The organism is Micromonospora sp. NPDC049175 (assembly GCF_043197345.1).
Taxonomy (GTDB): Bacteria; Actinomycetota; Actinomycetes; order Mycobacteriales; family Micromonosporaceae; genus Micromonospora.
In genome coordinates this window covers 495,621-521,930 of record NZ_JBICSY010000004.1, presented here as the reverse complement: position 1 = coordinate 521,930, position 26,310 = coordinate 495,621, and the positions used below count along the sequence as shown (strand labels likewise).

Annotated in this window: 22 protein-coding genes and 1 riboswitch; of the genes, 19 read left to right on the top strand and 3 right to left on the bottom strand. The window is 72.0% G+C overall.

The window, feature by feature from the left end:
* Positions 1-202: 202 nt before the first annotated feature.
* Positions 203-1,081 carry an amidohydrolase family protein gene (locus ACGFH8_RS19385; protein ID WP_393368688.1) on the bottom strand — a complete coding sequence of 293 codons (879 nt, stop codon included), beginning with the start codon at positions 1,079-1,081 and terminating at the stop codon, positions 203-205.
* Positions 1,082-1,373: 292 nt separating this feature from the next.
* Positions 1,374-1,448, top strand: a riboswitch (cobalamin riboswitch).
* 57 nt (positions 1,449-1,505) lie between these two features.
* Between ACGFH8_RS19385 and ACGFH8_RS19380 the strand changes: the two genes are divergently transcribed.
* The 9 genes from ACGFH8_RS19380 to ACGFH8_RS19340 all read left to right on the top strand — a co-directional run bounded on the left by ACGFH8_RS19380 (position 1,506) and on the right by ACGFH8_RS19340 (position 11,633).
* The gene (locus ACGFH8_RS19380; RefSeq protein WP_393368685.1) at positions 1,506-1,709 is read left to right on the top strand and encodes a CbtB domain-containing protein; all 204 of its coding nucleotides are present in this window, start codon (positions 1,506-1,508) and stop codon (positions 1,707-1,709) included.
* Positions 1,700-2,470, top strand: a complete 771-nt coding sequence (locus tag ACGFH8_RS19375) for a CbtA family protein (RefSeq protein WP_393368682.1) — start codon at positions 1,700-1,702, stop codon at positions 2,468-2,470. Before ACGFH8_RS19380 ends, ACGFH8_RS19375 begins: the two co-directional genes overlap by 10 nt.
* On the top strand, positions 2,467-3,051 hold the full coding sequence (locus ACGFH8_RS19370) for a histidine phosphatase family protein (RefSeq protein ID WP_393368680.1): 585 nt from the start codon (positions 2,467-2,469) through the stop codon (positions 3,049-3,051). The genes ACGFH8_RS19375 and ACGFH8_RS19370 overlap by 4 nt, the downstream gene beginning before the upstream one ends.
* Before the next feature lie 421 nt (positions 3,052-3,472).
* Positions 3,473-4,519 (top strand): polysaccharide deacetylase family protein, encoded by a 1,047-nt coding sequence (locus ACGFH8_RS19365; RefSeq protein ID WP_393368678.1) that lies wholly within the window; start codon positions 3,473-3,475, stop codon positions 4,517-4,519.
* Between the two features lie 141 nt (positions 4,520-4,660).
* Complete coding sequence (locus tag ACGFH8_RS19360; protein ID WP_393368676.1) at positions 4,661-6,079, top strand: WGR domain-containing protein; 1,419 nt, start codon at positions 4,661-4,663, stop codon at positions 6,077-6,079.
* A 74-nt stretch (positions 6,080-6,153) separates the two neighbouring features.
* Positions 6,154-7,257 (top strand): endonuclease domain-containing protein, encoded by a 1,104-nt coding sequence (locus tag ACGFH8_RS19355; RefSeq protein ID WP_393368673.1) that lies wholly within the window; start codon positions 6,154-6,156, stop codon positions 7,255-7,257.
* Complete coding sequence (locus ACGFH8_RS19350; RefSeq protein WP_393368670.1) at positions 7,254-7,985, top strand: hypothetical protein; 732 nt, start codon at positions 7,254-7,256, stop codon at positions 7,983-7,985. Before ACGFH8_RS19355 ends, ACGFH8_RS19350 begins: the two co-directional genes overlap by 4 nt.
* A complete protein-coding gene (locus tag ACGFH8_RS19345) occupies positions 7,982-11,290 on the top strand; it encodes an ATP-binding protein (RefSeq protein ID WP_393368667.1) in 3,309 nt (1,102 codons plus the stop codon). Before ACGFH8_RS19350 ends, ACGFH8_RS19345 begins: the two co-directional genes overlap by 4 nt.
* 10 nt (positions 11,291-11,300) lie before the next feature.
* Complete coding sequence (locus ACGFH8_RS19340) at positions 11,301-11,633, top strand: putative quinol monooxygenase (protein WP_393368664.1); 333 nt, start codon at positions 11,301-11,303, stop codon at positions 11,631-11,633.
* Positions 11,634-11,720: 87 nt separating this feature from the next.
* Here the strand turns inward: ACGFH8_RS19340 and pdxY are convergent, their stop codons facing one another.
* Together pdxY and ACGFH8_RS19330 are read right to left on the bottom strand one after the other, a co-directional pair.
* Entirely contained in the window at positions 11,721-12,572 is an 852-nt protein-coding gene (gene pdxY, locus ACGFH8_RS19335) for a pyridoxal kinase PdxY (protein ID WP_393368661.1), read from the bottom strand.
* Between the two features lie 139 nt (positions 12,573-12,711).
* Positions 12,712-13,506, bottom strand: a complete 795-nt coding sequence (locus ACGFH8_RS19330) for a S1 family peptidase (RefSeq protein WP_393368658.1) — start codon at positions 13,504-13,506, stop codon at positions 12,712-12,714.
* Positions 13,507-13,791: 285 nt separating this feature from the next.
* Between ACGFH8_RS19330 and ACGFH8_RS19325 the strand changes: the two genes are divergently transcribed.
* The 10 genes from ACGFH8_RS19325 to ACGFH8_RS19280 all read left to right on the top strand — a co-directional run bounded on the left by ACGFH8_RS19325 (position 13,792) and on the right by ACGFH8_RS19280 (position 26,285).
* On the top strand, positions 13,792-16,146 hold the full coding sequence (locus tag ACGFH8_RS19325) for an AbfB domain-containing protein (RefSeq protein WP_393368654.1): 2,355 nt from the start codon (positions 13,792-13,794) through the stop codon (positions 16,144-16,146).
* Between the two features lie 390 nt (positions 16,147-16,536).
* The gene (locus ACGFH8_RS19320) at positions 16,537-17,829 is read left to right on the top strand and encodes a cytochrome P450 (RefSeq protein ID WP_393368651.1); all 1,293 of its coding nucleotides are present in this window, start codon (positions 16,537-16,539) and stop codon (positions 17,827-17,829) included.
* Positions 17,830-18,075: 246 nt separating this feature from the next.
* Positions 18,076-18,558, top strand: coding sequence for a helix-turn-helix transcriptional regulator (locus tag ACGFH8_RS19315; RefSeq protein WP_393368649.1), 483 nt, complete (start codon positions 18,076-18,078; stop codon positions 18,556-18,558).
* A gap of 253 nt (positions 18,559-18,811) precedes the next feature.
* Positions 18,812-21,202, top strand: a complete 2,391-nt coding sequence (locus tag ACGFH8_RS19310; RefSeq protein WP_393368647.1) for a nitrate- and nitrite sensing domain-containing protein — start codon at positions 18,812-18,814, stop codon at positions 21,200-21,202.
* Positions 21,203-21,218: 16 nt separating this feature from the next.
* A complete protein-coding gene (locus ACGFH8_RS19305) occupies positions 21,219-21,623 on the top strand; it encodes a roadblock/LC7 domain-containing protein (protein ID WP_184185936.1) in 405 nt (134 codons plus the stop codon).
* A 49-nt stretch (positions 21,624-21,672) separates the two neighbouring features.
* Entirely contained in the window at positions 21,673-22,866 is a 1,194-nt protein-coding gene (locus tag ACGFH8_RS19300; RefSeq protein WP_393368644.1) for an ABC transporter substrate-binding protein, read from the top strand.
* Positions 22,863-23,759, top strand: a complete 897-nt coding sequence (locus ACGFH8_RS19295; protein ID WP_393368642.1) for a branched-chain amino acid ABC transporter permease — start codon at positions 22,863-22,865, stop codon at positions 23,757-23,759. Before ACGFH8_RS19300 ends, ACGFH8_RS19295 begins: the two co-directional genes overlap by 4 nt.
* On the top strand, positions 23,756-24,775 hold the full coding sequence (locus tag ACGFH8_RS19290; RefSeq protein WP_393368639.1) for a branched-chain amino acid ABC transporter permease: 1,020 nt from the start codon (positions 23,756-23,758) through the stop codon (positions 24,773-24,775). The genes ACGFH8_RS19295 and ACGFH8_RS19290 overlap by 4 nt, the downstream gene beginning before the upstream one ends.
* On the top strand, positions 24,772-25,515 hold the full coding sequence (locus tag ACGFH8_RS19285) for an ABC transporter ATP-binding protein (RefSeq protein WP_393368636.1): 744 nt from the start codon (positions 24,772-24,774) through the stop codon (positions 25,513-25,515). The genes ACGFH8_RS19290 and ACGFH8_RS19285 overlap by 4 nt, the downstream gene beginning before the upstream one ends.
* On the top strand, positions 25,515-26,285 hold the full coding sequence (locus ACGFH8_RS19280; protein ID WP_393368633.1) for an ABC transporter ATP-binding protein: 771 nt from the start codon (positions 25,515-25,517) through the stop codon (positions 26,283-26,285). The genes ACGFH8_RS19285 and ACGFH8_RS19280 overlap by 1 nt, the downstream gene beginning before the upstream one ends.
* Positions 26,286-26,310: the final 25 nt, after the last annotated feature.

The following is a 26,310-nucleotide window of genomic DNA, read 5'->3' as shown; positions in this document are numbered from 1 at the left end:
GTGCCCACGTACCCGTCGAGATAGGTCGGATGTTTCCCTCGATCAGGCGTTACCTTGCCACGCATTGACTCATGTTGCCAAGGTCTTACGGGAGTGTTGTCGTCGTTACCCGGCTCGGCCACGGCATACGTCAGATCAAACCGCCGCTCCTCGGCAGGCCCGGCCCGAGGTGCGGCCGGTCAGTCCGCGCGCCGCCGCGAGGTCAGGCCGGGTCCAGCCGGTACGCCCGGCGGGCCGTCTCCCGCCAGATCGCCGCCCGCTCGTCGTCGCCCAGCGGGCCCAGCAGCTCGGTGAGGGCCTCGACCCAGCGCGGGTACGAGGACGCGAGCAGAGACACCGGCCAGTCGGAGCCGAACATCAGCCGGTCCGGGCCGAACGCGTCGAGTGCGTGCTCGACCGCGGGCCGAAGGTCCGCCGTCGTCCAGGAGGGGCCGTCCACCTCGGTCACCAGACCGGAGAGCTTCGCCGTCGTGTTGGGCTCGGCAGCGAGCGCCCGCAGGTCGCGCGGCCAGTCGCCGAGGCCGGCGTGCCCGAGCGAGGGCTTGCCGAGGTGGTCCAGGACGAACCGCATCTCGGGCAGGTCGCGGACGAGCCGGGTCGCCGCCGGCAACTGGTGGTCGCGTACCAGCAGGTCGAAGGCCAGGCCAGCGGCACCCACCGCGGCGATGCCCCGCCGGATGTCCGGGCGGTCGAGGTACGCCGGGTCGGGCTCGGACTGGACGAGGTCGCGGATGCCCACCAGTCGCTCTCCGCCGCGCGCCGCCCGGAGCCGGTCGAGGCGATCAGCGACGTTGTCGGCAGTGAGGTCGACCCAGCCGACGACACCGGTGATGAGGGGATCGTCGGCCGCGATGCCCAGCAGCTCGGGCGTCTCCGTCCGGGCTGCGATGGACTGCACCACGACGGTCTGGGTGACTCCGGCGGCTCGGGCCACCGGGGCGAGATCGAGCGGGGTGAAATCGTTGTCGATCGCGGCCATGGTGTGCGGATCGATCCAGGGCTGCGGGTGCCGTGCGCGGACCCAGAGATGATGGTGCGCGTCGACGATGCCCCGGTCCGACGCGGCCTCGGTGCTCGTCATCGAACATGTCCTGGCGTGCTCACGTGCTCTCCCCCACCCCGCCCAGTCATTGGTCAGACGTCCGGGTCGACTCGATGATTCGGAACCGATCCGGCAGTTTGACCATGTTAGCGGTAACAGGAGGCCTGCGGGGCCGCCAAATGGGTGCTTCAGCGCAACCAAGCATCATATCTTTAGAATTCAAACTTGTCGATACCACTACTCACCGTGGACTGCCGCCCTGCTCACGGGGTCGGGTTGACCGCCTGCGGCGACCCCGATACCGTCGACCCACTATCTGCGGCGACGCGAGGGAAGCCGGTGTGAATCCGGCGCGGTCGCGCCACTGTAAGCGGTCCCGACCCAATGGGGCCGCGAGCCAGGACGCTCGCTCGTCCGCAGCCTTGCGATGGGGACGCGTCATCCCCGGGGAGGTTCGTGTCTGATGTCTACTTCCACGTCCAGCCAGCCGTTGGTGCACCCCGCTGGCAACACCCGTCTGCTGTGGACGGTCCTCGCCACTGTCGTCCTGCTCAGCCTGCTGGCCTACCTCGTCGCCTTCGATCAGGGAGCGGTCTCGCGCAGCGGGACGTACCTGCACGAGCTGATGCACGACGGCCGGCACCTGCTGGGTGTCCCGTGCCACTGACGTCGGCCACCGCCCCGTCGTTCGTCACCGTCCTCGTCCGCGGATTGCTTGCCGGCCTGCTCGCCGGCCTGCTCGCCGGGGTGTTCGCCTATGTCGCCGGCGAACCGCGCGTCGAGGCGGCCATCGCGATCGAGGAGGCGGCGACGCACGCCGAGCCCGCGACCGGTGGGCACGACCACGAGGACGCCCTGGTCAGCCGGACCGGCCAGCGCGGAGGCCTGTTCCTGGCCACCAGCCTGTTCGGCGCCGCGATGGGTGGCCTGCTGGCCACGGCGTACGTCCTGCTGTCCCGCCGGAGGCGGACCTACGACGACGGCCGCTCGGGCCTGCTGCTGGCCGGCGCGGCGCTGCTCGGCGCGGTGATCGTGCCGTTCCTGAAGTATCCGGCGAACCCGCCGGCCGTCGGCGACCCGGCCACCATCAACCAGCGCACCGTCACCTACCTGCTGATGGTGGTGCTCGGCCTGGTGGCGGTGTGGGCCGGCTCCCTCGGCTATCGGGCGGTCGGCAACACGGCGCCGCTCTGGCAGCGCGCCGCCGCGGCCGCCGGCGGGTTCCTGCTGGTCGCCGTGGTGTCCTATGTGGTGATGCCCTCCTTCCAGGAGGTTCCGGCGGACTTCCCGGCGACCCTGCTGTGGGACTTCCGGCTGGCCTCGCTCGGCACTCAGGTGGTGCTCTGGACCGGGATCGGCCTGGTATTCGCGGCCCTGATGCACCGCGACCTGCGCCGCCGGACCGCCACCGCACTGCCGAGCAGGTGACCGCCACCAGCCTCCGGCTGGTCGCCCACGGTCACACCGTCGCCCTGCGTCGGGCCCGCTTCGGTGGGCCCGACGACGGTCTGGACGAGGGGGGCCTGCGCGCCGCCCGCGCCCTGGCCCACGCCGGAGCGGACCGACCCGGGCGCCTGAGCGCCGGCACCGCCTGCCTGTCCAGTCCGGCGGCGGCGGCCACCCAGACCGCCGACGCCCTCGGCCTGCTGCCGACCATCGAGCCGGCGTTGGCCGACTGTGACTACGGCGACTGGACCGGACGGGCACTCGAGGAGATCGCCGCCGAGCAGCCGCGGGCGCTGCACGAGTGGCTGTCCGCACCGGACCGCGCGCCACACGGGGGCGAGTCGGTCACGACGGTGCGGGACCGGGTCGGTCGCTGGCTGGACGGGCAGCGCACAGCCGGCGGGCGGATCGTCGCGGTGACCCATCCGCTGGTGCTCCGGGTCGCTGTCGTCCACGCCCTCGACCTGCCGGTGTCGACGTACCGACAGGTGGACGTGGAACCGTTGGCGATCGTCCGGCTCACCAGCCAGGGCACGCGCTGGCACCTGCGGCTGGGCACCTGACGTCACCCCTCCCCGGCAGGGCGGGGCGGGTCGTGGAGACGGCCCACCGATGGTCGGGAAGCCGAGTGGATCACGGTGCGGCGATGCCGGCGGGGGGTCGCCGATACTTCCGGCCGCTTTTCCGGATCAATGCGCCTGTCGACATGGCAGCCGGCTTGATCGACCGATGATCGAGCCCTCTGCGTCCCGGCGCTTCTGCCAGTAGAGCACGGGGTGGAGCTCGGAGCGGTGCCGCTGCCTTGTTCCGGAGGAATACCGGAACTTGTTGACGCATCGGAAATCCCGCTGTAATACTCCGATCCATCGAGGTCAATGCGATCGGCTTCGCGGCGGATTCGGTTGGCCTCCCCACTCACCCACACCCGACCGGACCGCGCCGCCCCCGTTCCAGGCGCGTCCGGCCCGCGAGAAGGGGCATCAGATGAGCAAGGTCTCCCCCGGCCCGGCCCTGCGGTCGAGGCGTTTGCGCGCGGCACTGGCCGTCCTCGCCACCGCCGTCGCGGCGTGCGGCGTCGTCCTCGCCGCCACCTCGGCCCCGTCCAGCGCCGCCTCCTGCAACGGCTACGTCGGCCTCACCTTCGACGACGGACCGACCGGCAGCACCGGCGCGCTGCTCAACGTGCTGCGCGGCAACGGCGTACGGGCCACGATGTTCAACGTCGGTCAGAACGTCCAGAACAACCGCTCCGCGGCGCAGGCGCAGGTGTCCGCCGGCATGTGGGTCGCCAACCACAGCTGGAACCACGCCCACATGACCTCGATGAGCCAGTCGCAGATGCAGTCCGACCTGTCCCAGACCAGCTCGGCGATCCAGTCGGCCACCGGCGTCCGACCGCAGTTGTTCCGTCCGCCGTACGGGGAGACCAACGCCACCCTCCAGTCGGTCGCGTCCTCGCTCGGCATGCGCCAGGTGATCTGGGACGTGGACTCACAGGACTGGAACGGCGCGAGCGTCAGCCAGATCGTGTCCAACGCGAGCCGCCTCCAGGCCGGTCAGGTCATCCTCATGCACGACGGGATCCAGAACACCCGCGACGCGATCCCCCAGATCATGGCCAACCTGACCAGCCGCAACCTGTGCCCCGGCATGATCTCGCCGTCCACCGGTCGCGCGGTCGCGCCCGACGGCACGACCCCGCCGCCCAGCACCGGCACGCCGCCGCCCAGCACGGCGACCCCGCCCCCCGGCACCGGCGGCTGCACCGCGACGGCGACGACCACGAACGTCTGGGGCGACAGGTACAACACGTCGGTGACGGTCAGCGGCGCCAGCACGTGGAGCGTGGTGGTGGCGATCACCGCGCCGCAGCGCGTCTCCACCGTCTGGAACGGCAACGCCACCTGGGACAGCAGCGGCACGGTGATGACCATGCGTTCCAACGGCAGCGGCAACACCTTCGGCTTCACCACGATGACCAACGGCAACAGCAGCGCCCGTCCGCAGGTCCGTTCCTGCACCTCGGGCTGACCGCACCGGGCCGATCCGGTGTCGGCGGGTGCCCGGCGCTCTCCGGGCACCCGCCGATTGTGTCGGTGGCGGTCGTTAACGTGTGGGCACTGTCGCCGCGCCGGCCCGCCCAGGTCGGTCGCTGACCCCCCGGAGGCCCTCATGTCCCAGGAGACGACCTACCTCGAACTGTCCGAAGTGGACGGTGCGCACAAGTTCTACGAGGTCATCGTCGACAACGCCACACTGACCGTGCGCTACGGCCGGATCGGCGACCAGGGGCAGGTCAAGGCCAGCGCCTACCCGGACAACGCTCGGGCCCGAGCGGCCGCGGCGAAGAAGATCGGCGAGAAGGTCCGCAAGGGCTACGCGCCGGCGGTCCCGGGCGTCCGACAGAAGCGCAGCGTCTCCCGGCGGCAGATCGTCAGCACCCGCTCCACCGCCCACACCGCCCCGGTGCTCTGGCGCTACGACTCCGGCGCTCCCGCCTTCGGCATCTTCGTCGACGGGCGGCACTGCATGGTCGGCAACGAGCACGGTGTGATCACCACGCTCGACCACGACGCCCGGGTGCGCGGGCAGGTCCGCCTTCCCGACGGGGTGAAGTGCATCGTCGCCGACGACGCCTGGATCTACGCCGGCTGCGACGACGGCAACGTCTACGACCTCTCCGGCAAGGTGCCCCGTGTGGCGTACGCGATCGCCCCGGAAATCGACATCTACTGGCTGGACATCCACGACGGCGTCCTGGGCGTCTCGGATGCCGACGGCGGGATCACCGCCGTCGACCACGAGGACGAGTTCCTGTGGCGCAGGCCCGGGCGGGGGCGTTCGGCCTGGATGGTGCGGTGCGACGACGACGCCATCTACCACGGCCATTCGCGGGGGGTGACCGGCTACGAGTGGCGTACCGGCCAGGAGCTGTGGCACACCAGCACCGGCTCGGTGCTGTTCGGCTGGCAGGAGCGGGGCAGCGTGTTCGCCGGGACCAGCACCCGCGAGGTGGTGCGGCTGTCCAAGGCCGGTCGACCCGAGGGCAGCTACCGGTGCGACGCCCCGGTGTTCTCCTGCGCCACGGCCGAGGGCGGCCGCTACGTCTTCGCCGGTGACAGCCAGTCCTCGATCTACTGCTTCGACGCGGACGGCACCCGGCTGTGGAAGCTCGGCACCGGCTGCGGCTCGGCGTATTCGATGCAGTACCACGACGACCGGCTCTACGTCGTCACCACCGGTGGTTACCTGGCCTGCATCGACGCGAGTGAGCCGGCGATCCGGTCGGCCCAGGCCGGGGACGTGCCCGAGGTGCGCGACGTCAAGGCCCCCCGCCAGGCGCCACTGCCGGTGCAGCCGACGATCGTCGAGGTGACAAGCGACTCGGGCGCGGGCGTGGTGGTGCAGTGCCTCGACGATCGGGGCCGGCTGCGGGTCCAGGTGCTGTCCGACGGCTACCGACACGACTGGTCCGTGCAGTTCCCCAAGGGGATCCGCGAGCCGGGCGCCCGCTACCTGGTGACCGAGGTCCGCGAGTCCAGCCGGGGCGGGTTCTACCGGGCGTTCGGCGACATCCGCCGCCTGCGCTGACTGTCGGTCGCGGCCGTCGCGCCGGCACACCGACGGGACACCGGCCGGCCTCGCCGGTGTCATAGGGTGCCGGCATGGCGCAACCCGTCCGGGCCGAGGGCGGGGGCGACGGGGCCTGGTGGGCCGCCCCGCCCATGCGGCGGGTGAGTCACCTCCCGGCCGTCGACCCCGAGGTGCTGCGGGTGGCACTCGACCCGTTGCCGCCGGCGGCGCCGACGGTCGTGCACTTCCGGCCCGCGACTGTGGGTCCGCTCGTCGACCTCGTGGACGATCTCCTCGACCAGTTGGACACCGCGGCGCTCGCCATGTTCCCCAGTTGGCTGGCCGGCGCGGACCGGTTCGAGAGCGAGGGCACGCTCGGCGTGGCGGCGGTACGCGCCCTCGCGGCCCATGCGGCAGCCCGCTCCCGACACTTCGGCCCGTTTCTCGCCGACCTCGCCGAGCGTGCGCTGCGCGGTCCGCGCCGGCCCGCCGGCCGGTCCCACTTCGCCCCGGGGGTACGCGCCGCCGGGCTCGCCCGCGTGCTCGCCGAGGCGTACGACCGGGAGGGCTGCGTAGTTGTCATCGCCCTGCCCGACCTGGGCGCGGATGCCGAGCGGACACTCGTGGCCGCCGCCGAATGGCTCGTGCGGCACGGCGGCTTCACCGTGTGGTTGGCCGGCGGGCCGCTATGCCACGCCGACCGGGTGCGGTCGGTGCCGATGCTGGTGCCGGCGCGATTCGCCGAGTTGGCCAGCTCGACCGACCGTCCGCCGGCCACGTCCGCACAGCCGGACCCGACGGTGCTGGCCTGGCCGCCGATCGCGGGCGTGCCGCGTGGTGACAGCGCGGCCGAGCAGGCACTGGAACGCGCGCTCGCACCGCACGACTGGGCGCGGGGCCGGCGGTGGAACCACACCTACGAGTGGCATCCGCTGGGTGCGTCGTACCGGCTGGATCTCTTTTGGCCCGTCGAGGGTCTTGCGGTCGAGGTGGACGGCCCGGAGCATCGTGGGCGAATCGCTTTCGCCAACGATCGGCGGAGGGACGTGCAGCTGCAACTCCTCGGGCTGGACGTGCTCCGCTTCACAAACGAGCAGGTGCTCACCGACGCGCCGGCGGTGGTCGACGGGATCCGTCGGCTGCTGGCCCGGCGACGCGCCGACGGCACGCACACCCATGGAGATGAGAGATCATGACCAGCCCGGCGGACGTCCCGCACCTGACGCCGAACCAGATCAACGCCCTCGTGGTGCTGATGGTCGAGGCGCGCCGAGTCACAAACGTCGAGCTGAAGGAGCTGGCCGGTTTCACGCTGACCGGCCAGGACAACAAGAAGCTCGTCGACCTGGGTCTGGTGGAGACCGATCGGACGCACCGGCCGTTCGCCCACGAGCTGACCGACGAGGGCTGGCGGGTGATCCGTCACCTGCACACCTCCACCCCGCCGAAGCAGGGCGGCTCCACCACCCGGTCGCTGTTCGTCGTGCTGTCCAACCTGCACCGTTCGCTGGACCGGCTCCGCGTCAGCCACGGCGACTTCTTCAAGCACACGGAGGCAACGGCCCCGGCGACCAGCGAGCCGCGACACGAAGCACCGGCGCCCGCAGCGGCGGCGGCACCCACGGCGGCAGCACCCGCAGCGGCGGCACCGGCCTCTCCGGCGGAGGTGGAGGCGCTGGTTCGGGCGGCGTACCGGGAACTGGCCGCCGCGCCGGGCGACTGGGTCGGCCTCGCCGATGTCCGCGACCGGCTCGTCGACACCGACCGGGCGTCCCTCGACGCGACGTTGCGGGCGATGGTCGGCCGGGCGGACGTCCGCATCATCCCGGTGGCGAACACCAAGTCGTTGACCGCGCGGGACCGCGCCGCGGCCGTTCGCATCGGGAACGAGGACAACCACGCCCTGGCGATCGGCCCGGCATGATCTCGGACGACCAGCGGGCCGCGCTGGAAGCGGTGAGTCTCAACCCGGCGGTCACCCCGGACGACGTCTGGAGACCCAGCCCGCACAACGTGCCGGAGCTGCACGAGAAGGTGGCCGCGGAGATCCTGCGCGGGGTGGCGCGGGCCCGCACCGACGACACGAGCATGCCGCTCGGCGTGGCCATGCAGGGCCGCGCAGGTGCCGGGAAGACGCACCTGCTCGGGGCGGTACGCGAGCGGATCCAGCGTGACGGCGGCTACTTCTTCCTCGTCGACATGGTCAGCGGAAAGACGTTCTGGGAAAGCGTCGCCCTGGCCCTGGTGGAGGGCATGGGCCGCGCCCACGTCGGCTGGGGCACCCAGCTGAAGACCTTCCTGCGCCGACTCACCCCGCAGCTCGGCCTGCCGGTGGAGGTCCGCGACGCGGTCGCCGGTGCCCGACCGGTGACCCGTGCGCAGCTCGACGCCTTCATCTGGGCACTGCGCGCCCGTGACCGGGAGGTCGGGCGGGACGCCCAGGACACCGCTCGGGCGCTCGTCCTGCACGGTGCCATCGACTTCGAGGCACAGGACGTGGGGTACGCCCACCTCATCTCCGAACCGGGCGACCCGGCCGCGCGGGCGGCGTGGGGGTTGAGCGGCGCCATCCGCCCCCCGCAGCAGATCGTGCAGGACATCTCCCGGCTGATGGCCCTGACCCTGGACCCCACGGTGATCGCCGTGGATCAGCTCGACACGCTGTTCGCCCAAACCAGCACCTCACTGCTCAACCAGCACCAGGGGCTGGAGGACGGGCAGGCCAAGGTGCTCGGTCCGATCGCCGACGGCCTCCTCAAGCTCCGCGACATCACCCGTCGTACGCTCGTCGTCGTCTCGTGTCTGCCGGACACCTGGGTGCTGATGACACGTACCGTGCCCACTCCGGTCGGTGACCGCTTCCGGGCGGCGACCCTGCCCGACCGGATCCCCACCCCGGAGATCGGGCAGGCCATCGTGGCGAAGCGCCTCGCCGCTGCGTTCGGGGGTCCGCGTTTCGTGCCACCCCACCCCACCTGGCCGATCTCCCCCGCCGCCTTCGCCGACGCGCCCACCCTGACGCCGCGCGCACTGCTGCGCCGGGTGGACCGGCATGTGGCCTGGTGCCGTGACCACGACGAGGTGGTCGAACTCGACCGACTCATCGACGGCACCAACTCGACGCCGACGGCGGGCACCGTGCGCGGCGCGGCGGCGGACCCGACGACTGTCGAACGCAGCCTGCGCGAGTTGGACGAACGGTTCGCCGAACTGGTCGAGGCCGCGGATGTGTCGGCCGCCGTCGACCCGGCTGGCGAGGACGAGCACATGCCGCCGCTGCTCGCCGCCGGCCTGGCCGCCTGGATCGCCGAGCAGGCGCCGAGCGGTGCCACCTACAAGTACGATCCGCCGCCGGGGCGCAAGCCCGCTCTGCACGGCCGGTTGATCGAGGTGCTCGACGAGGCTACCGAGAACGAGGCGCACTGGTGCTTCCGAGCCGTCGCGCACCCGAACGCCATCGCGGTGACCGCACGAGTCAAGGCCGCCTGCACGCTCGCCGGACTGGATCGGGACCTACCCCAACGGCGACTGATCCTGCTGCGCAACGGCGGGTGGCCGACCGGCAGGCGTACCACCGAGGTGTTGACCGGCTTCGACGCGGCCGGCGGCGTGCGGCGCGGGGTGCCGGAGGCGGACCTGCGGGTCTTCGCGGCACTGCGGGTGCTGTCGAACGAGCCGTCCACGGCCCTGCAGGAGTGGCTGGTGTCGCGTCGTCCGGCCAGCGGCACCGAACTGTTCCGGGCGGTCCTGCCCGGCCCCGAGCAGCCCCGCGACGACGCACCGCCGGCAGGTCCCGACGACGGGCTGCCGCCGCCGCGAGGTCCCGAACCTCCGTGGGGTGGTGCCGAGCCTCCGCCGGGTGGCACCGCGCCTCCGCCGGGCGGCGAGGCCGGCCCGACCGGCTCGCCGGTCGACGACGGGACCGGTGGGCGGTCGACAGCTCCGACCGCCGTGGCCGGACCCGCCGACTCCGGCGACCTCGCGGTCGACGCCAACGGTGCGACCATCGGGCTCGGGCGGACGGTCGACGGCGGCCATCCGTTCACAGTGGCCCTGGAATCATTGCGCCGACACACAGTCGTGTTCGCCGGGTCTGGTTCGGGCAAGACGGTGCTCATTCGTCGACTGGTCGAGGAGTGCGCCCGCGAGGGAGTCTCCGCGATCGTGCTCGACCCCAACAACGACCTCGCCCGGCTCGGTGACGCGTGGCCCCAGCCGCCGAGCGGCTGGGACCCCGGCGACGCCGAACGCGCCACCGACTACCTGGCACACACCGAGGTGGTGGTGTGGACGCCCCGAGTCACCGCCGGTCGGCCGCTGAGTTTCCAACCACTGCCCGACTTCACCTCACTGCGGGACTGGCCCGACGAGTTCGACCAGGCGGTCCGTTCCGCCGTGGAGGCGCTCGCGCCCCGCGCCGGCGTCGATCGGTCGAGCAGGCTCGCCCAGCAGGGCAAGGCCGTCCTCACCGAGGCCCTCCAGGCCTACGCGCGAAGCGGGATGGTGGGTCTGCCCGGCTTCACCGAGTTCCTCACCGACCTGCCCGAGGGGGTCAGTCGGCTGGCCCGCGCCGGAAAGCTCGCCGAGGAGTTGGCCGAGGCGCTCAAGGCGGCGATGGTGACCGATCCGCTCTTCGGTGGGGTCGGCGCACCTGCCGATCCGGGGCTGCTGCTGACTCCCTCGCCGGGGCGGCGTGCCCGGGTGTCGGTGATCAGCTTCGTCGGCCTCACCTCCGACCACCAGCGGCAGAGCTTCGTCAACCAGTTGCAGATGGCCCTCTTCGCCTGGATCAAACGGCATCCGGCCGGGGACCGGCCGTTGGGTGGGCTGTTCGTGATGGACGAGGCGCAGACGCTCGCCCCGTCGACCGGCACCACGGCCTGCACCGCCAGCACGATCGCGCTGGCTTCGCAGGCCCGCAAGTACGGGCTCGGGTTGGTCTTCGCCACCCAGGCGCCCAAGGGTCTGCACAACCAGATCTCCGGAAACGCGACGACGCAGTTCTTCGGGCTGCTCAACGCGCCCGCGCAGATCGACGCGGCCCGGCAGCTCGCCGAGGCCAAGGGTGGGCGACTTCCGGACATCGGCTTGCTCGACAGCGGCGAGTTCTACGCCGCCGGGGAGGGATTCTCGTTCGTCAAGGTCCGTACCCCGCTGTGCCTGACCCACCATCCGAGGGCGCCGTTGACTCCCGAGGAGGTCGTCGCCCGCGCCCACCCGGCTGGGTAGCCTGAAGCCCATGATCTTCATTACCGCCAAGTTCCGGGTCCTGGCCGAGCACGCCGACCGGTGGCCGCAGATCGCCGCCGAGTTCACCGAGGCGACGCGGGCCGAGCCGGGCTGCCTCTGGTTCGACTGGTCCCGCAGCCTGGACGACCCGACCGAGTACGTGCTTGTCGAGGCGTTCCGCGACGACCAGGCCGGCGCCGCCCACGTGCGGTCCGACCACTTCCGCGCGGCGCAGGAGACCCTGCCGCCGCACCTGGCCGAGACGCCGCGCATCGTCAACGCCACGGTGCCGCAGGAGGACTGGTCGTTGCTCGGCGAGATGGCCGTACCCGAGGGCCGCTGAACGTCGCTCGGGACGGGGCCCCGGCCCGCTGACCATCGTCGCGGTCCGGGGCCGCCGGCCGGCGCTGGCGTCTCCCGACCCGCTGCCTCAGCGGAGCCGGCGGGCGGTGAACCGGGCCGGCGGATCGGCGATCACGTCCTGGGCGGCGACAAGCTGGATCTCCCGGGTGCCGGCCGCGAGCGTCGCCTCGAGAACGGCGAAGACGGAGCCGATGGTGCGTTCGAGCGCGGTCGCCGGCGAGCCGGTCGTGCACAGGTGCGCGAGGTACAGCGCCGCGGTGACGTCGCCGCCGCCGTTCGGGTTGATGGGCAGCAGCGGGGTGGTCACCGCCCAGGCGCCCTCGTCCGAGACGGCCACCACCTCCAGCGAACCCGGCGGCAGGTCGCCGTGCAGCACGCTTGTCACAAGGACGTGGCGCGGCCCGGTCGCCCGCACCACGTCGACCGCGTCGAGCACCTCCGCCAGCGAGTTCGTCGCCCTGCCGGCGAGGAAGTCCAGCTCGAACTGGTTCGGGGTGATGATGTCCGCGCGGGGCACGACGGTGTCCCGCAGATACTCCGGGATGCCCGGCCGGACGAACATCCCCCGTCCGACGTCGCCCATCACCGGGTCGCAGCAGTACACCGCGGTCGGGTTTGCCGCTTTGACCTTCTCCACCGCGTCCAGGATCACCGCGCCCATGGCCGGGTCGCCCTGGTAGCCGGACAGCACCGCGTCGGCGCTGCCGAGGACCCCCCGGTCCTCGATGCCCGCGATCACCTCGGCCACGTCCGCAGCCGGCAGCATGGGCCCACGCCACGCGCCGTAGCCGGTGTGGTTGGAGAAGTGCACGGTCACGACCGGCCAGACCTCGTGCCCGAGCCGTTGCAGGGGGAAGGCCGCCGCCGAGTTGCCGACGTGACCGTAGGCGACCGACGACTGGATGGACAGGATCTTCACCGGCCCATCATCGCCGTCGCGGCCGGTGCCACGCGCACGGCCCGCCGAATCTGTCGGGTGGCCCACTCCCCGCCCACCCGGTGTCGGCACGACGGGCGGCCCGGACCTCGTCGTCCGGGCCGCCCGCGCGGTCGTACGGTCAGCCGCCGAGGCTCGCCGCGGCGGAGGCGATCGACGAGGCGAAGTAGCTCACCTGGGTGTAGACACCCGGGTAGTTGGGTCGGGCGCAGCCGTTGCCCCAGCTGACGATGCCCACCTGGATCCAGGCGTTGCCGGCGTCGCGGCGGAACATCGGGCCGCCCGAGTCGCCCTGGCAGGTGTCCGTGCCGCCGCTGGCGTAGCCGGCGCAGATCTCTTGCGCGGGGATGAGGTCGCCGCCGTAGTTGGCGTTGCAGGTGGAGTCGCTGACGAACGGGACGGTCGCCTTGAGCAGGTACCGCTGCTGACCGCCGCCCTCACGCGCGGCGCCCCAGCCGGCGATGGTGAAGGTGCCGCTGTCGTAGGCGGTCGTGCTGGCGATCGGCAGGGTGCCCAGCCCGTTCACCGGGGTGGCCAGCCGGATCAGCGCCCAGTCGCGGCCCGCGCCGTTGTAGCCGGGGGCACGGTAGACGTAGTTGGACCGGACGGTGATCCGGCTGGACGACTGGAGGTCCACCGCTCCGACGGTCGCGGTGATGCTGGTGTTGGTGCCGGTCGAGCCCACGCAGTGTGCCGCGGTGAGCACCAGCCGGGGGCTGTAGAGCGCCCCGCCGCAACCCATCGAGAGCCGCACCATGAACGGGAACTCACCCTGGGCGGCGCGGGTGCCACCGACGACGTTCGGCGTCATGGGGTTGTCGGCCGCCGCGGCCGGCGCGGTGAGAGTGAGGCTGGCCGCGGTCACCGCGGCCAACGCGGTGGCCAACAGGCCAGTGAGGGTACGCCAGCGAACCATGCATTCCTCCGCATCAGGATGGCACGCCTCGTGAGCGCACCCCATTCGAGATAGCGGTCATCATATTGAGAGATATGGATCTCGCGGGCCATCCTCTCTGGGTCGTACCACCGGGGCTATGGATCTCGCCTCGGCGCACGGGCGTTGACGACAGGACCATCGCGGCTCTATAACGTTGTACAAGAAATGACGGATGTCGATGCGCCTATGACCACCCGATGCCCACCACCCACGCGCTTCGGGCCTGGCTGTACCGCCCGCGGCGACTCGCCCCTCGGAGACGGCATGACACGTCAGGTCCCCATCCGCCCCGCCCTGCCGCTGCTGCTCATCCTCGCCCTGGTCGTCGGCGTTCTCGCCGCGCCAACCCGGCCGGCGTACGCCGCACCGGCCAAGACACCGCCACTGACCACCCCCTGGACCAGCCAGGCCCTGGTCGGCACACCACTGCCCGAGTACCCGCGCCCGCAGATGACCCGGCCGGACTGGCTCAACCTCAACGGCGAGTGGCAGCTACGTCAGTCGGCCACCGACGACGCCCCGCAGTTCGGTGTCGGCCTGCCCGAGCGGGTCAACGTGCCCTTTCCGGTGGAGAGCGCCCTCTCCGGCATCCAGCGGGCCGCCAACGACAACCGCAACTACCTGTTCTACCGGCGTACCGTGACCATCCCGACCACCTGGTCCGGTCGGCGGACCCTGCTGCACTTCGGGGCCGTCGACTGGCAGAGCACCGTCTGGGTCAACGGCGTCCGGGTGGGCGCGCACACCGGCGGCTACGACGCCTTCACCTTCGACGTGACGCCCCAGCTCACCGCCGGCACGAACGAGATCGTCGTCAAGGTCTGGGACCCCACCGACACCCGACAGAACGGCAGCCTGCCAGCCCTCGGCAAGCAGACCAAGACGCCCGGCGGCATCTTCTACACCCCCAGCTCGGGCATCTGGCAGACGGTGTGGATGGAGCCGGTGCCCACCACCTCCATCGCCAGCGTCGACGTCCAGCCCAACCTCGCCACCAACACCCTGCGGGTCCGGGTCTTCGCCCGGGGCGACGTGAGCGGCCACAGCGTGCTCGCCGAGGCGCTGAACGGGAGCACAGTGGTCGGCTCGGCCACCGGCGGCTTCAGCGAGTTCAGCGTCCCGGTGCCGAACGCGCGCCGCTGGTCACCCGACGACCCGTTCCTCTACAACCTCCGGGTGACCCTGCGCGGCGCCGGGGGCAGCGCGGTGGATCGGACCACGCACTACTTCGGCATGCGGGAGATCACCACCGGCCTGGTCGACGGGGTGTTGCGCCCCAAGCTCAACGGCCAGTTCGTGTTCCAGGTCGGCACCCTCGACCAGGGTTTCTGGCCGGACGGGCTCTACACCGCCCCGACCGACGCCGCGCTCGCCTTCGACCTGCGCAAGCACAAGGATCTCGGCTTCAACATGGTGCGCAAGCACATCAAGGTCGAACCGCAGCGCTGGTTCTACCACGCCGACCGCCTCGGCCTGCTTGTCTGGCAGGACATCCCGTCGCTGACCGCGCAGGACGTCGACCCGACCGACGCCCAGCAGGCACAGTTCGAGGCCGAGGCACGCGAGATCGTCGACGAGCACCGCAGCTCGCCCGCCGTCGTCGCGTACACGCCCTACAACGAGGGCTGGGGTGAGCGGTCCCTCACCGACACCCGGCGGGTCGCGCAGAACATCAAGAACCAGGACCCGACGCGGCTGGTCAACCCGCACAGCGGCCACAACTGCTGTCAGTCCCTCGGCGACCCCGGCAACGGCGACATCGACGACTGGCACGTCTACCTCGGGCCGGACTCCCCCGTGCCGTCCAGCAGCCGGATCGCCGTGCTCGGCGAGTTCGGTGGCCTGGGCCTGCACACCCCGGGCCACGAGTACAGCCCGAGCGGCGGCTTCTTCGCCTACGAGTGGCAGTCGACTTCGAGCGCCCTCACCGACCGGTACGTGGGGCTGGTGCAGGGCAGCCAGAACCTGATGCTCGGCAAGGGGCTCAGCGCGTCGATCTACACCGAGATCACCGATCTGGAGGGCGAGCTGAACGGGTTCCTCACCTACGACCGGCAGGTGATCAAGATGGATCAGGCGCGGGTGCGCGCCGCCAACACCGCCCTGATCAACGCCTCGAAGACCGTCGGCAGCTCGGCGCCGGTGGCCCTGCCGGTCGACACCGGGCGGTCGTTGCGGGTGACCACGCCCGGCTTCACCAACCGCTACCTGCGGCACCGGGACAGCCTGGCCTACACCGAGGTGGTCGACGCCGCGAGCTCCAGCCTGCTCAAGGCCGACGCCACGTACACCATCCGGGCCGGGCTGGCCGGCACCGGTTGCTATTCGTTCGAGTCGGTCAACTTCCCGGGGCAGTACCTGCGCCACCAGAACTCGCGGGTCCGCAACTCACCCGACGACGGCTCGGCGCTCCTGCGGGCCGACGCCACCTGGTGCGCGCGCGTCGGACTGACCGGCACGGGCGTGTCGTTGGAGTCGTACAACTTCCGGGGCAGGTACCTGCGGCACTACGACTCGGAGATCTGGCTCAGCAACGGCACCGGCGGCGACGCGTACAACACACCGACGTTGTGGGCCGCCGACAGCACCTGGGCCATCGCCACCCCGTGGGCGCCCTGACCCCGCAGGCGACGACGACGTGACGCTGGCCCGTCGCGGGAGGCTCCGGCCTGGCGGAGAGCCTCCCGCGACGGGCCGGGCCGCTGGCGCGCGTCCCGGTCGGGCCGCAACCGGGCACGGGCGTCACCTGGCGTACCGGAGGTCGTTTCTCCGGTCATGGGGACGGTGGCAAGGACCGAGGCGCAACTTGCATCCAGCCGACCTCAGCCGTCCATTGCAATACGCAATCAGGCCCGCAATAAATAGATGCTGGCCAATCTTGACTTGCGCATCCGCTCGGCGCACCGTGAAGAGCCAGAGGCAGTTGCGCGCCATTATCGGCCCGACTGACGTGGATCGCCGAATGGAGGCGCTGCCGGGTTTTCGCGCCGCGTTCACCAGGAGGCGTTCATGCGGTTGGATCCGTTCGCCGGAGTTTATCTCACCGATCCGGCAGGCATGTGGCGGCGAATTCTCGACGACCCCGGCGAGGTGCACTACGCCGAGGACCTGGACCTGTGGTTGATCAGCAGGCACGCCGACGTCCGACGTGCCCTCGCCGACGCCACGACGTTCACGAACGCCCTCACCCTCGCCCCGGTCTACCAGGTGTGCCCGGAGGCGATGAGCGTGCTCATGCAGCTCGACGCGCCACCCACCACGGCCGCCGCGGACCCGCCCGTGCATCCCCGCACCCGCCGGGCACTGCGGGCGACCTTCGCGAACACCGCCGAGCGGGTCGAGGCCGAGTACGGCGCGATCGTCCGGCGGCGGGTCGAGCAGTTGGTCTCCCGGCTCGCCGCCCGCCAGGGCGAGCGGGTCGACCTCATCCCGGAGCTCGCCACCGAACTTCCCCTGCTCGTGGTCCTGGACATCCTCGGGGTGCCCGACGTCGACGTCGCGCGGATCCGGAGCTGGGCGGACGGTCAGATCGCTCTGGTCTGGGGGCAACCGGACCCGGCCGAGCAGGTGCGCCTGGCGCAGGGCCTGCTGGACTTCTGGCGCTACTGCGAGGATCTGGTCCGCCGGCGCGTCGACGGTGGACACCCGGGCGACGACTTCATCGGCCGCGCCCTGGCCTACCGGGACGACGACGACGCGGTGCTGACCGTGCCCGAGGTGGCGAGCCTGGCCTTCAACCTCCTGGTCGCCGGCCACGAAACCACCGCCGGCCTGCTCGCGCACGCCCTCGACCAGGCGTTGTCCAGTCCCCGGCACTGGTCGGACCTCGCCGCCGACCGTAGTGCTGTCCCCGCGTTCGTGGCCGAGACCCTGCGGTTCGCGCCCGCCATCGACGGCTGGCTGCGGACGACCAGCCGCGACGTCACCCTGGGGACGGTGACGATTCCCGCCGGGGCGCGTTGCCTGCTGCTGATCGGGGCGGCAAACCGCGACCCCGCGGTTTTCGCCCACCCGGACCGGTTCGCGCCCGGCCGGGCGGACGTGGGCAATCACCTGTCGTTCGGCCACGGCCCGCATTTCTGCATCGGCGCGGGATTGGCGCGACTCGAGGCCGAGATCGCCATCACCAGACTCACCGAAGCCATTCCCGGTCTCCGTCTGGCGACTGCGCAACAACGGTCGTACAAACCCAATGTCGCGTTTCGCGCCCACCACGCGCTGGTCGCGGTCATCGATATCAGGGCGCCCGCCGACGGTGCGGCGACGCGCGGTGCGGCGGCCACCGAAGCGGCTGCCGCCTGACCGTGAGCGTGTGCCAGCGGGCTCACCTGCGCCGGCCGAGCGCGGACCGGGGGCGCCGCTCACCTGGCCCGGCGCAGCTCGGCCCGCGCGGACACCTTTTCCGCTTTGCCCGGCGATTCATGTCGGTGAACGTCTTCACACCCATCGCATCCTGGGTTAAGAATTGCCCTCTATGATTGTTCAGCTCATCGGCGAATCTCGATCTGGAGTCCGCTGCTGATTCCCCGTAGCCACGAAGGTGAGCGCATGGAGCACACGTCCCCGTCGAGCTCTGCTCCCTCCGTGGCCAGCGAACGGTTCCGCTGGGAACTGCGCAACTGCCGCGTTCGCCGGGGCCTGACCCAACGGGCCCTGGCGGATCTGGTGCGGTTCAGCCGGGAGACGGTGGCGGCGGTCGAGTCGGGTCGCCGGTTCGGCAGTCACGAGTTCGCGCTGCGCTGCGACGACGTACTCGGGACCGGCGGCCGGCTCGCGGCGTTGTGGCCACAGGTGGCCGCCGAGCAGTTGGCGGCCGACGGCCGCCGCGGACCCCGCGCCCCGGAGCCAGCCCGGCGGGATCAGCCGGTGCCGCGCCAGCGCGCCCGGCGCGACGCGCGCGACCCGGGCGCCGTGGTGGACGCGATCGACGAGCTGCGTGAACTGATCGGTCAGGTGCTCAACGGCCCACCCGACCAGGACGACGCGGAGCGGCGACACCCCCGGGCCGACCCCCTCGACGACCAGCGCTGACCACACCGTTCCCGATCGGTCTCGCGGCGTCACCGGGCGCTGACGATGGGTACAGATGCTGGTACGGGCAGTTTGTACCACGGCCAGGTCTGGTCTACGAGCGCGGCTTCCGGCCGAATGGGACTTGCATTCGGCAACGTGCGGATAGACCGTCATCGACGAGTCGTGGGAGTCAATCTTGGCGTCGAGCACCCGGTCCCACGCGGCCAGACCCTACCCGACGCGCCAACGCGGCTGGAAGATAGCCGGGCGGATGCGCCTCATCGTCGCGGCACCCCTCGTCGCCGTGATCGGCTTCGCCGGTCTCGCGCTGACCGAGAGCGCACGGCAGACCGTACGCGCCAGCGACCTGCGGATCCTGGCACAGGTCGGCGCGGAGGCCGGCGACCTGGCCTACCGGCTGCAACGCGAACGCATCGCCGCCGCCGACCTGCTCACCTACCCCACGCCGGAGCAGCAGGACACCTTTGGCGTGGAGCTGGCCGCCACCGACGACGCCGTCGCGCGCTACCGCGCACAGCGCGACCGGCTGCCGGCCGACGCCGGCACCAACCGCGCTCTCCTGAGCCGCATCGACGCGGCCCTGGACAGCCTCGCCCCGCTGCGCACCCAGGTACGCACCGCGGCGCACGCCTCGGTGTCGGCGATGACCTTCAGCTACCGGATCGCGATCGCCGACCTGATCAGCTTCCGGGAGAACATCTCACACGGCGTGGTCAACACCGCGCTCGCCGACGGGATCCGCGCCTCGGCGGCCCTGTCGAAGACGGCCGAGGCCCTCGGTCAACAGCAGGTCGCCGTGCTGCGCGCGGTCGCGGGCGGCGAACTCACCCCCGCCATGCAACAGGACATCACCGCGGCCCGGACCAGCTACACCGAGTCGAGCCTGTCGTTCCTGGCCCTGGCCCCGCCCGAGTGGAGCGTCTGGTGGGAGCAGGCCGGCACCGGCAAGGAGGCGCTCACCCTGCAACGAATGCAGGACGAGGTGTCGCGGGCCCAGCCGGGATCACGACTGCAACTGGAGACCGCCGGCTGGGTCTCCACCACCCAGGCGCGTGCCGCCCGCCTCGCCGACCTGCGCGCACGGGCCGACGCCGCGGTCGGCGACGACGTCCGGGCCGCGCACGCCGACCAGCGCCGCCGGGCCGTGGCCGAGGCCGTCGGCGTCCTGCTGGCGCTGCTCCTCACCGCGCTGGTGACCTGGGCCGTCGCCCGGCAGATCACCCGACGGTTGCGTCGCCTACGGGACGCGGCGAACGCCGTGGCCTTCGAACAGCTCCCCGCCGTGGTGGCCCAGCTCCAGCAACCGGGCAGCGCCGCCGTCGACCCGCACCGGCTGGCCCGCCAACAGGCCTCCGCCGCCCTCGAACCGTCCAGCGACGACGAGATCGGCGAACTGGGCCAGGCGTTCAGCGCGGTGCACCAGGCCGCCGTGCGGACCGCCGCCGAGCAGGCCGTGATGCGCGCCAACACCGCGGACATCTTCATCCACCTGAGCCGCCGTGAACAGCGACTCGTCGACGCCGTGCTGGCCCAGGTCGACCTGGTCGAACGCGACGAGACCGATCCCGACCGGCTGCACCAGCTGTACACGTTGGACAACCTGGCCACCCGGATGGGACGGATCAACGCCAGCCTGCTCGTGCTCGGCGGCGTCGGTGTCGGCCGCGTACGCCAGCGCGACGTCCCCCTGCAACAGGTGCTGCAGGCGGCGCTGTCCCAGATCGAGCACTACGCGCGGATCCGGCTCGGCATGATCGACGGGGACGTCGCCGTGGCGGCGAAGACCGTCGACGAGGTCGTGCACCTGCTCGCCGAACTCATGGACAACGCCACGACGTACTCGCCGCCCGGCAGCGAGACCTGGGTGAGCGGTCGAAGCCTGGGCGACCGTGTCATCGTCCAGATCAGCGACGAGGGCATGGGGTTGTCCCCGCAGCGGATGCAGCAGCTCAACGACCTCCTGGCCCGCCCACCGGCGATCGACGTGGCGGCCGTACGGGCGATGGGACTTGTCGTCGTGGGCCAGCTCGCGGCCCGGCTGGGCGCGACCGTCCAACTGCGACGCGGCCCCCGACGCGGCACCCTCGCCGAGGCGACGCTGCCCGCGGCGATCATCCGGTCGCTGCCACCGGAGGAGTACCTGCTCGCGCCCGGCCGCCTCTCGCGGCGGGCGGCGCGCACGGCCAGCCCGCCGCCGCCGTACCAGCCGCGTCCCGAGCCCACCGCCGGACGTCCCCCGGCCGACCGGGTCCTGCCGGCGGCGCCGGTGTTCCGACCGACTCCCCCACCCCCGGACCGGGGTGACGCGCCCACCGAGGAGCTGCTCATCTTCGAAGAGGTCAACCACTGGTTCCAGACGGACGCCGCCGACGGCACCGACGACCGAGAGTGGTCCAGCCCCGCCGACGAGGCCTGGCACACCGCCGCCCAGGCGCACACCCCCGACGTCGCCACGACCACCACGGCCGGCCTGCCCAAACGGGAGCCGCAACGGCATCTCGTGCCCGGCGGCGTGAGCGTGCCCCACCAGCAACAGCGGTCCGAGTACCGCGACCCGGCCCAGGTGGCGACGGCGATGGCCGCGTACGCGCGGGGTGTGGCGAACCGCAGGCGCACCCCCATCAACCTCGGCAACACATGACGCGACAGGAGAGCACGTGAGCGACCAACAGGACCTCGGCTGGCTGCTGGACAGCTTCGCCGCGCGCGCGAGCGAGGTCAGCCATGCGATCGCCATCTCCAGCGACGGCCTGATGGTGGCGGCCACCCGTGACCTGCCCCCGGACCGGGCCGACCAGTTGGCCGCGACGGGCAGCGGACTGGTCAGCCTGCTGCGCGGGGCGGCGGCCTTCTTCGACGCCGGCGCGGTGATCTCCAACGTCACGCAGCTGGAGGGCGGGTTCATGTTCTCCATGGCCTTCAACGACGGCGCCTCGCTGCTGGTGCTCGCCGCGCCCGAGTGCGACGTGGGCAAGGTCTCCTACGAGATGACCGAGCTGGCCAACCGCATCGGGGACGCCCTGACCCCCGCGGCTCGGGCGGCACTCGCCCGCAGCCGCTGACCACCCCGGCGCCCCCACGCCGGAGACCCTCTTCCTCTGGAGTTCAGACATGCCTCACCTCACCTCTGGGCGCAGCCATGCCCTCACCGCCACTCTGCTCGCGGTCGTCCTGACCGCCAGCACGGCCTGCGGCGACGACGCGCCGGGCACGAGTGCCGGCGGCCCGATAAAGATCGGCCTGCTCGCGTCGCTGTCCGGGACGTACCAGGCGGTCGGTACGGAGATCCGCGACGGCTTCCAGCTCTACCTGGACACCCACGACGGCAAGCTCGGCGGTCGACAGGTCGACCTCATCGTCGCCGACGAGGGCAACGGCGCCCAGACCGCGGTCCCGGCGGCGACCAAACTGCTCAAGCAGGACCGGGTGTCAGTGCTCACCGGCATCGTCGGCGGCGGCTCGGTCGCCGGGGTCACCCCGCTGCTCGACGAGACAAAGGTGCCGCTCGTCGGCTCCAACGGGCGACCGGAACTCAAGGACGTCTCCCGGGTCTGGCACACCTCGTACCTCTCCGACGAGCCCGGGGAGGCGATCGCCCAACACGTCCGCGACAACGTGCAGGGCTCGGTGTACGCGATCGGCCCGGACTATCAGGGTGGCTGGGACGAGCTTCGGGGGTTCACCGACACGTTCGGCAAGATCGGCGGGAAACTCGCGAACACCGACGGCAAGACCACCTTCACCCCGTTTCCAACCACCACCAACTTCACCCCGTACTTCGCCCGCATCAAGGCCTCCGGCGCGGCGGCCGTCTACACCTTCTACGCCGGCAGCGCCGCCGTGGACTTCGTCAAGCAGTACGCGCAGTCCGAGATCAAGGACGTCCCGCTGTACGCGGCCGGGTTCCTCACCGAGGGCGGCGTGCTCAACGCGCAGGGCGACGCGGCCCGGGACATCTTCTCGGTGCTCAACTACTCACCCGACCTGGACAACGCGGAGAACCGCGCCTTCGTGGCGGCGTGGAAGGCCAAGCACGACGGGTCGCCGACGACCTACGCGCTCGCCTCGTACGACGCGGCGGCCGTCCTGGACCGGGCGGTCGGCGCCGCCGGGAGCAACCCGACTCCGGACGCCATCAACACGGCCATCGGCCAGCTCGGTCAGATCGCCAGCCCGCGTGGCACCTGGCAGTTCTCCACCACCACGCACTCCCCGGTGCAGAAGTGGTACCTGCGGCAGGTCCGCCAGGACGGCCGCGCGTTGTCCAACACCGTCGTGGGTGACCTCGCGACCGTCGGCCGGTGACCGCGGTGGCGGCCGGCCTGAACCGGATCGACCCGTACCTGATCCCGGCGCTGGACGGGGTCGCCTACGGGCTGCTCGTGTTCGTCGCCGCGTCGGGCCTGGTCTTCTGCTTCGGCGTCGCCAACATCCTCAACCTGGCACACGGCCTGCTCTACGCGATCGGCGGCTACACCGCCGCGGCGGTGCTCGACGGTGGCTGGGCCAGCCTGGCGTTGGCGCTGCTCGTCGGCGTGCTGGCCGCCGCCGCCGCCGGTGCGCTCCTGGCCGGCCTGCTCACACCTGTCGCCACCGGCAACCACCTCGGTCAGGCGCTGTTGACGTTCGGTGTGGCGCTGGCCGGCGGCAGCCTGCTCGTCGCCGGCTTCGGGCCCGACGATCCGCAGGTCCGGGTGCCCGCCCTCCTGGAGGGATCGGTGGTGGTCGCCGGGCACCGCTACGCCGCGTACCGGTTGGTCTTCATCGTCGTCGCGGCGGTGCTCGCCGTCGCGCTCTACCTGGTGGTGCGGCGCACCAGAGCCGGGATGCTGGTCCGCGCGGCGGTCGACGACCCGGAGATGGTCGCCTGTCTGGGCGTGAGCCCGGCGCGGATCCGCACCGGTGTGCTCGCCGCCGCCGGCGCGCTGGCCGGTGCGGCCGGGGTCCTTGGCGCGCCGATCATCGGTCCCGGCACGGGCACCGCCGACACCGTCCTGTTGCTGTCCCTGGTGGTCGTCGTCCTCGGCGGTCTCGGGTCGATGGGGGGCACCCTGCTGGCGGCGCTCGCGATCGGCGAGATCCAGACGCTGGGCGTGGCGCTGCTGCCGTCCGCCGCGCCGTTCCTGTTGTTCGCCGCCATGGCGGCGGTGCTGGCCGTGCGGGCGCGGGGCCTGGCCGGCAGGTGGAGGGCGGCATGAGAGACGAGGTGGTTCGGCGGGCGCGGGGCGCCGTCGCGGCGCTCGTCCTGGCCGGCCTGGTCGTGGCGCCCTGGGTGGTCGACGACTACACCACGTCGATCCTCGCCCGGACGCTGGCGTTGGCCCTGGTCGGGGTGAGCGTGGCCCTGCTCACCGGCGTCGCCGGCATGCCCACCCTCGGGCAGACCGCGCCGTACGCGGCGGGCGCCTACGCGTGTGCCGTGGTCGGCAGCCGGGTCTCCGACGTCGGCGTCGTGCAGCTCGCCGTCGCGGCGGCCGCCGGGGCGGTGCTGGCCGCGCTGACCGTGCCCCTCGTCGTGCACGCCCGGGGGGTGATCGTCCTGATGATCACGTTGGCCATCGGTGAACTCGCCGTCACCGTCCTCGGCCGCTGGCGGTCGGTGACAGGTGGCACCGACGGGTTGGCCGGCATCGCCGCGGTCCGTCCGTTCTGGGGGCTCCCGCCGCTCGCCAGCGACCAGGCACGCTACCTGTACGCCCTGGTCGTCGTGGCCACGCTCGTCGGCGCGGTGCTGGTGCTGCTGCGGACCCGGGCGGGGCTGCTGCTGCGCGCCGGCCGGGACGACGAGACGCGGCTGCGGGCCAGCGGTCACCGGGTGCCGCTCTACGTCTCCGGCGCACACGTCGCCGCCGGGGCGATCGCCGGCGCGGCCGGTTCGCTCCTGGTCGTCGCCCAGCAGTACATCTCCCCCGCCGACTTCGGTTTCGACACGTCCGCGCTGCTGCTGCTCGGCGTCGTCATCGGCGGCACCGCCTCGGTCGGTGGCGCCCTGGTGGGCGCGGCGCTCGTCATCGCCGTCCGGGACTGGTTGTTCGGGGTGCTGCCCGGCCACGCGCCGCTGGTGCTGGGGCTGCTGTTCGTGGCGACGGTCTACCTGCTGCCCGGCGGCGGCATCCGGGCCCGGGGCAGGCTGCGCCCGTCGGGCGTCCCGGCACCACGGCCGGACCCGTCCGTCGCCCAGGAGCAGGCCACCGTCGGGGAGCTGCGCCGATGACCGGCCTGCTCGACGCCCAGGAGGTCAGCGTGCGGTACGGCTCGCTCGCCGCGCTCGACGGCGTGGACCTGTGCATCCACGACGGTCAGCGGCACGCGCTGATCGGCCCGAACGGGGCCGGTAAGACGACACTGCTCAACGTCCTCGGTGGTGCCACGAAACCGCAGCGCGGCACCGTGCGGTTCGACGGACGGGACATCGGCCGGCTCGGTCCGGCGGCCCGGGCGCGGCGGGGCATCAACCGCATCCACCAACGACCGGCGGTCTTCGCGACCCTCACCGCGACGGAGAACGTGGTGGTGGCCGCTCTGCCACGGGTCATCCCACGCCGCCGGTGGTGGCCGGGCGGAGGCCGACGCGCCGCACAGCACCTGGCCGGCCCACTGCTGAACCAGATGGGGCTCGCGGATGTCGCGGCGGTGCCCGCCGGGCACCTCGCCCACGGGCAACGACGCCAGTTGGAGATCGCCATGGCCCTTGCCGGTCGCCCCCGCCTGCTGCTGCTCGACGAACCGGCGGCCGGGCTGTCCGCCGTCGAGGTCGGCCGGCTCGTCGAGCTGCTCCGGGCACTGCCCCGGGCCGTCGCGGTGTTACTTGTCGAACATCGACTGGACCTGGTGTACGCCCTGTCCGACACGGTGACCGTGCTGCGCGACGGCCGGACGTTGGCCGCCGGGACGCCTGACGAGATCCGCTCCTCGCCGCTGGTGCGGCAGGCCTACGCCGACGGGGTGGCCTGATGTTGTCGGTCGATCGCCTGTGCGCCGGCTACGCCGGAGGGATGGTGCTGCACGAGGTCAGCCTGCGGGTGCGTCCCGGCAGCATCCAGGCCGTGGTGGGTCGCAACGGGGCGGGCAAGAGCACGCTCGTGCACACGATCGCCGGGCTGGTGCGGGCCTCCAGCGGTCGCATCGAGATCGGCGGTGTGCACGTGGCCGGCCGACAACCACACCGCGTCGCCCAGTCCGGCGTCGGACTCGTCCCGCAGGGCCGACGGGTGTTCTCCCGACTGACCGTGGCCGAGCACCTGCACCTGGCGGCCGCACCGTGGCGGGCCGCCGCCCCCGGTGGCGAGGGCTGGACGGTGGCCCGCACCCTCGACCTGCTGCCCCGGTTGGCGGCACGGCTGCGACACCGTGGCGGCGAACTCTCCGGCGGCGAGCAGCAGATGTTGGCGATCGCCCGCGCCCTCCTCGGCCAACCACGGGTCCTGCTGCTCGACGAACCGTGTGAGGGCCTCTCGCCCGATCTGGCGGCGCGGGTCCGTGAACTCGTCAACGGTCTCGCCGCCGACGGCCTGACCGTGCTGCTCGTGGAGCAGCAACTCCAGCACGCGATCGAGATCGCGGACCGGGTGGCGGTGCTGGAGTACGGCCGGGTGGTCTACGACCGACCGACGGCCGAGGCCCGCGTCGATCCGGCGCCGCTCGCGGCGATGTTGAGCGTCGCCGCCGCTCCGCCACCCCCACCCAACCGGGCGGCCCCTCGGCTCTGGGCCGACACCCCGTAGTCACCCTTCTCGGAGAGGTAGACAC

Bases quoted from the DNA above. Each gene is read 5' to 3' on its own strand.
- ACGFH8_RS19385 (WP_393368688.1), bottom strand. From the start codon at position 1,081: ATGACGAGCACCGAGGCCGCGTCGGACCGGGGCATCGTCGACGCGCAC.
- ACGFH8_RS19380 (WP_393368685.1), top strand. From the start codon at position 1,506: ATGTCTACTTCCACGTCCAGCCAGCCGTTGGTGCACCCCGCTGGCAAC.
- ACGFH8_RS19365 (WP_393368678.1), top strand. From the start codon at position 3,473: ATGAGCAAGGTCTCCCCCGGCCCGGCCCTGCGGTCGAGGCGTTTGCGC.
- ACGFH8_RS19360 (WP_393368676.1), top strand. From the start codon at position 4,661: ATGTCCCAGGAGACGACCTACCTCGAACTGTCCGAAGTGGACGGTGCG.
- ACGFH8_RS19355 (WP_393368673.1), top strand. From the start codon at position 6,154: ATGGCGCAACCCGTCCGGGCCGAGGGCGGGGGCGACGGGGCCTGGTGG.
- ACGFH8_RS19350 (WP_393368670.1), top strand. From the start codon at position 7,254: ATGACCAGCCCGGCGGACGTCCCGCACCTGACGCCGAACCAGATCAAC.
- ACGFH8_RS19345 (WP_393368667.1), top strand. From the start codon at position 7,982: ATGATCTCGGACGACCAGCGGGCCGCGCTGGAAGCGGTGAGTCTCAAC.
- ACGFH8_RS19340 (WP_393368664.1), top strand. From the start codon at position 11,301: ATGATCTTCATTACCGCCAAGTTCCGGGTCCTGGCCGAGCACGCCGAC.
- ACGFH8_RS19330 (WP_393368658.1), bottom strand. From the start codon at position 13,506: ATGGTTCGCTGGCGTACCCTCACTGGCCTGTTGGCCACCGCGTTGGCC.
- ACGFH8_RS19325 (WP_393368654.1), top strand. From the start codon at position 13,792: ATGACACGTCAGGTCCCCATCCGCCCCGCCCTGCCGCTGCTGCTCATC.
- ACGFH8_RS19320 (WP_393368651.1), top strand. From the start codon at position 16,537: ATGCGGTTGGATCCGTTCGCCGGAGTTTATCTCACCGATCCGGCAGGC.
- ACGFH8_RS19315 (WP_393368649.1), top strand. From the start codon at position 18,076: ATGGAGCACACGTCCCCGTCGAGCTCTGCTCCCTCCGTGGCCAGCGAA.
- ACGFH8_RS19310 (WP_393368647.1), top strand. From the start codon at position 18,812: ATGCGCCTCATCGTCGCGGCACCCCTCGTCGCCGTGATCGGCTTCGCC.
- ACGFH8_RS19300 (WP_393368644.1), top strand. From the start codon at position 21,673: ATGCCTCACCTCACCTCTGGGCGCAGCCATGCCCTCACCGCCACTCTG.
- ACGFH8_RS19290 (WP_393368639.1), top strand. From the start codon at position 23,756: ATGAGAGACGAGGTGGTTCGGCGGGCGCGGGGCGCCGTCGCGGCGCTC.
- ACGFH8_RS19285 (WP_393368636.1), top strand. From the start codon at position 24,772: ATGACCGGCCTGCTCGACGCCCAGGAGGTCAGCGTGCGGTACGGCTCG.
- ACGFH8_RS19280 (WP_393368633.1), top strand. From the start codon at position 25,515: ATGTTGTCGGTCGATCGCCTGTGCGCCGGCTACGCCGGAGGGATGGTG.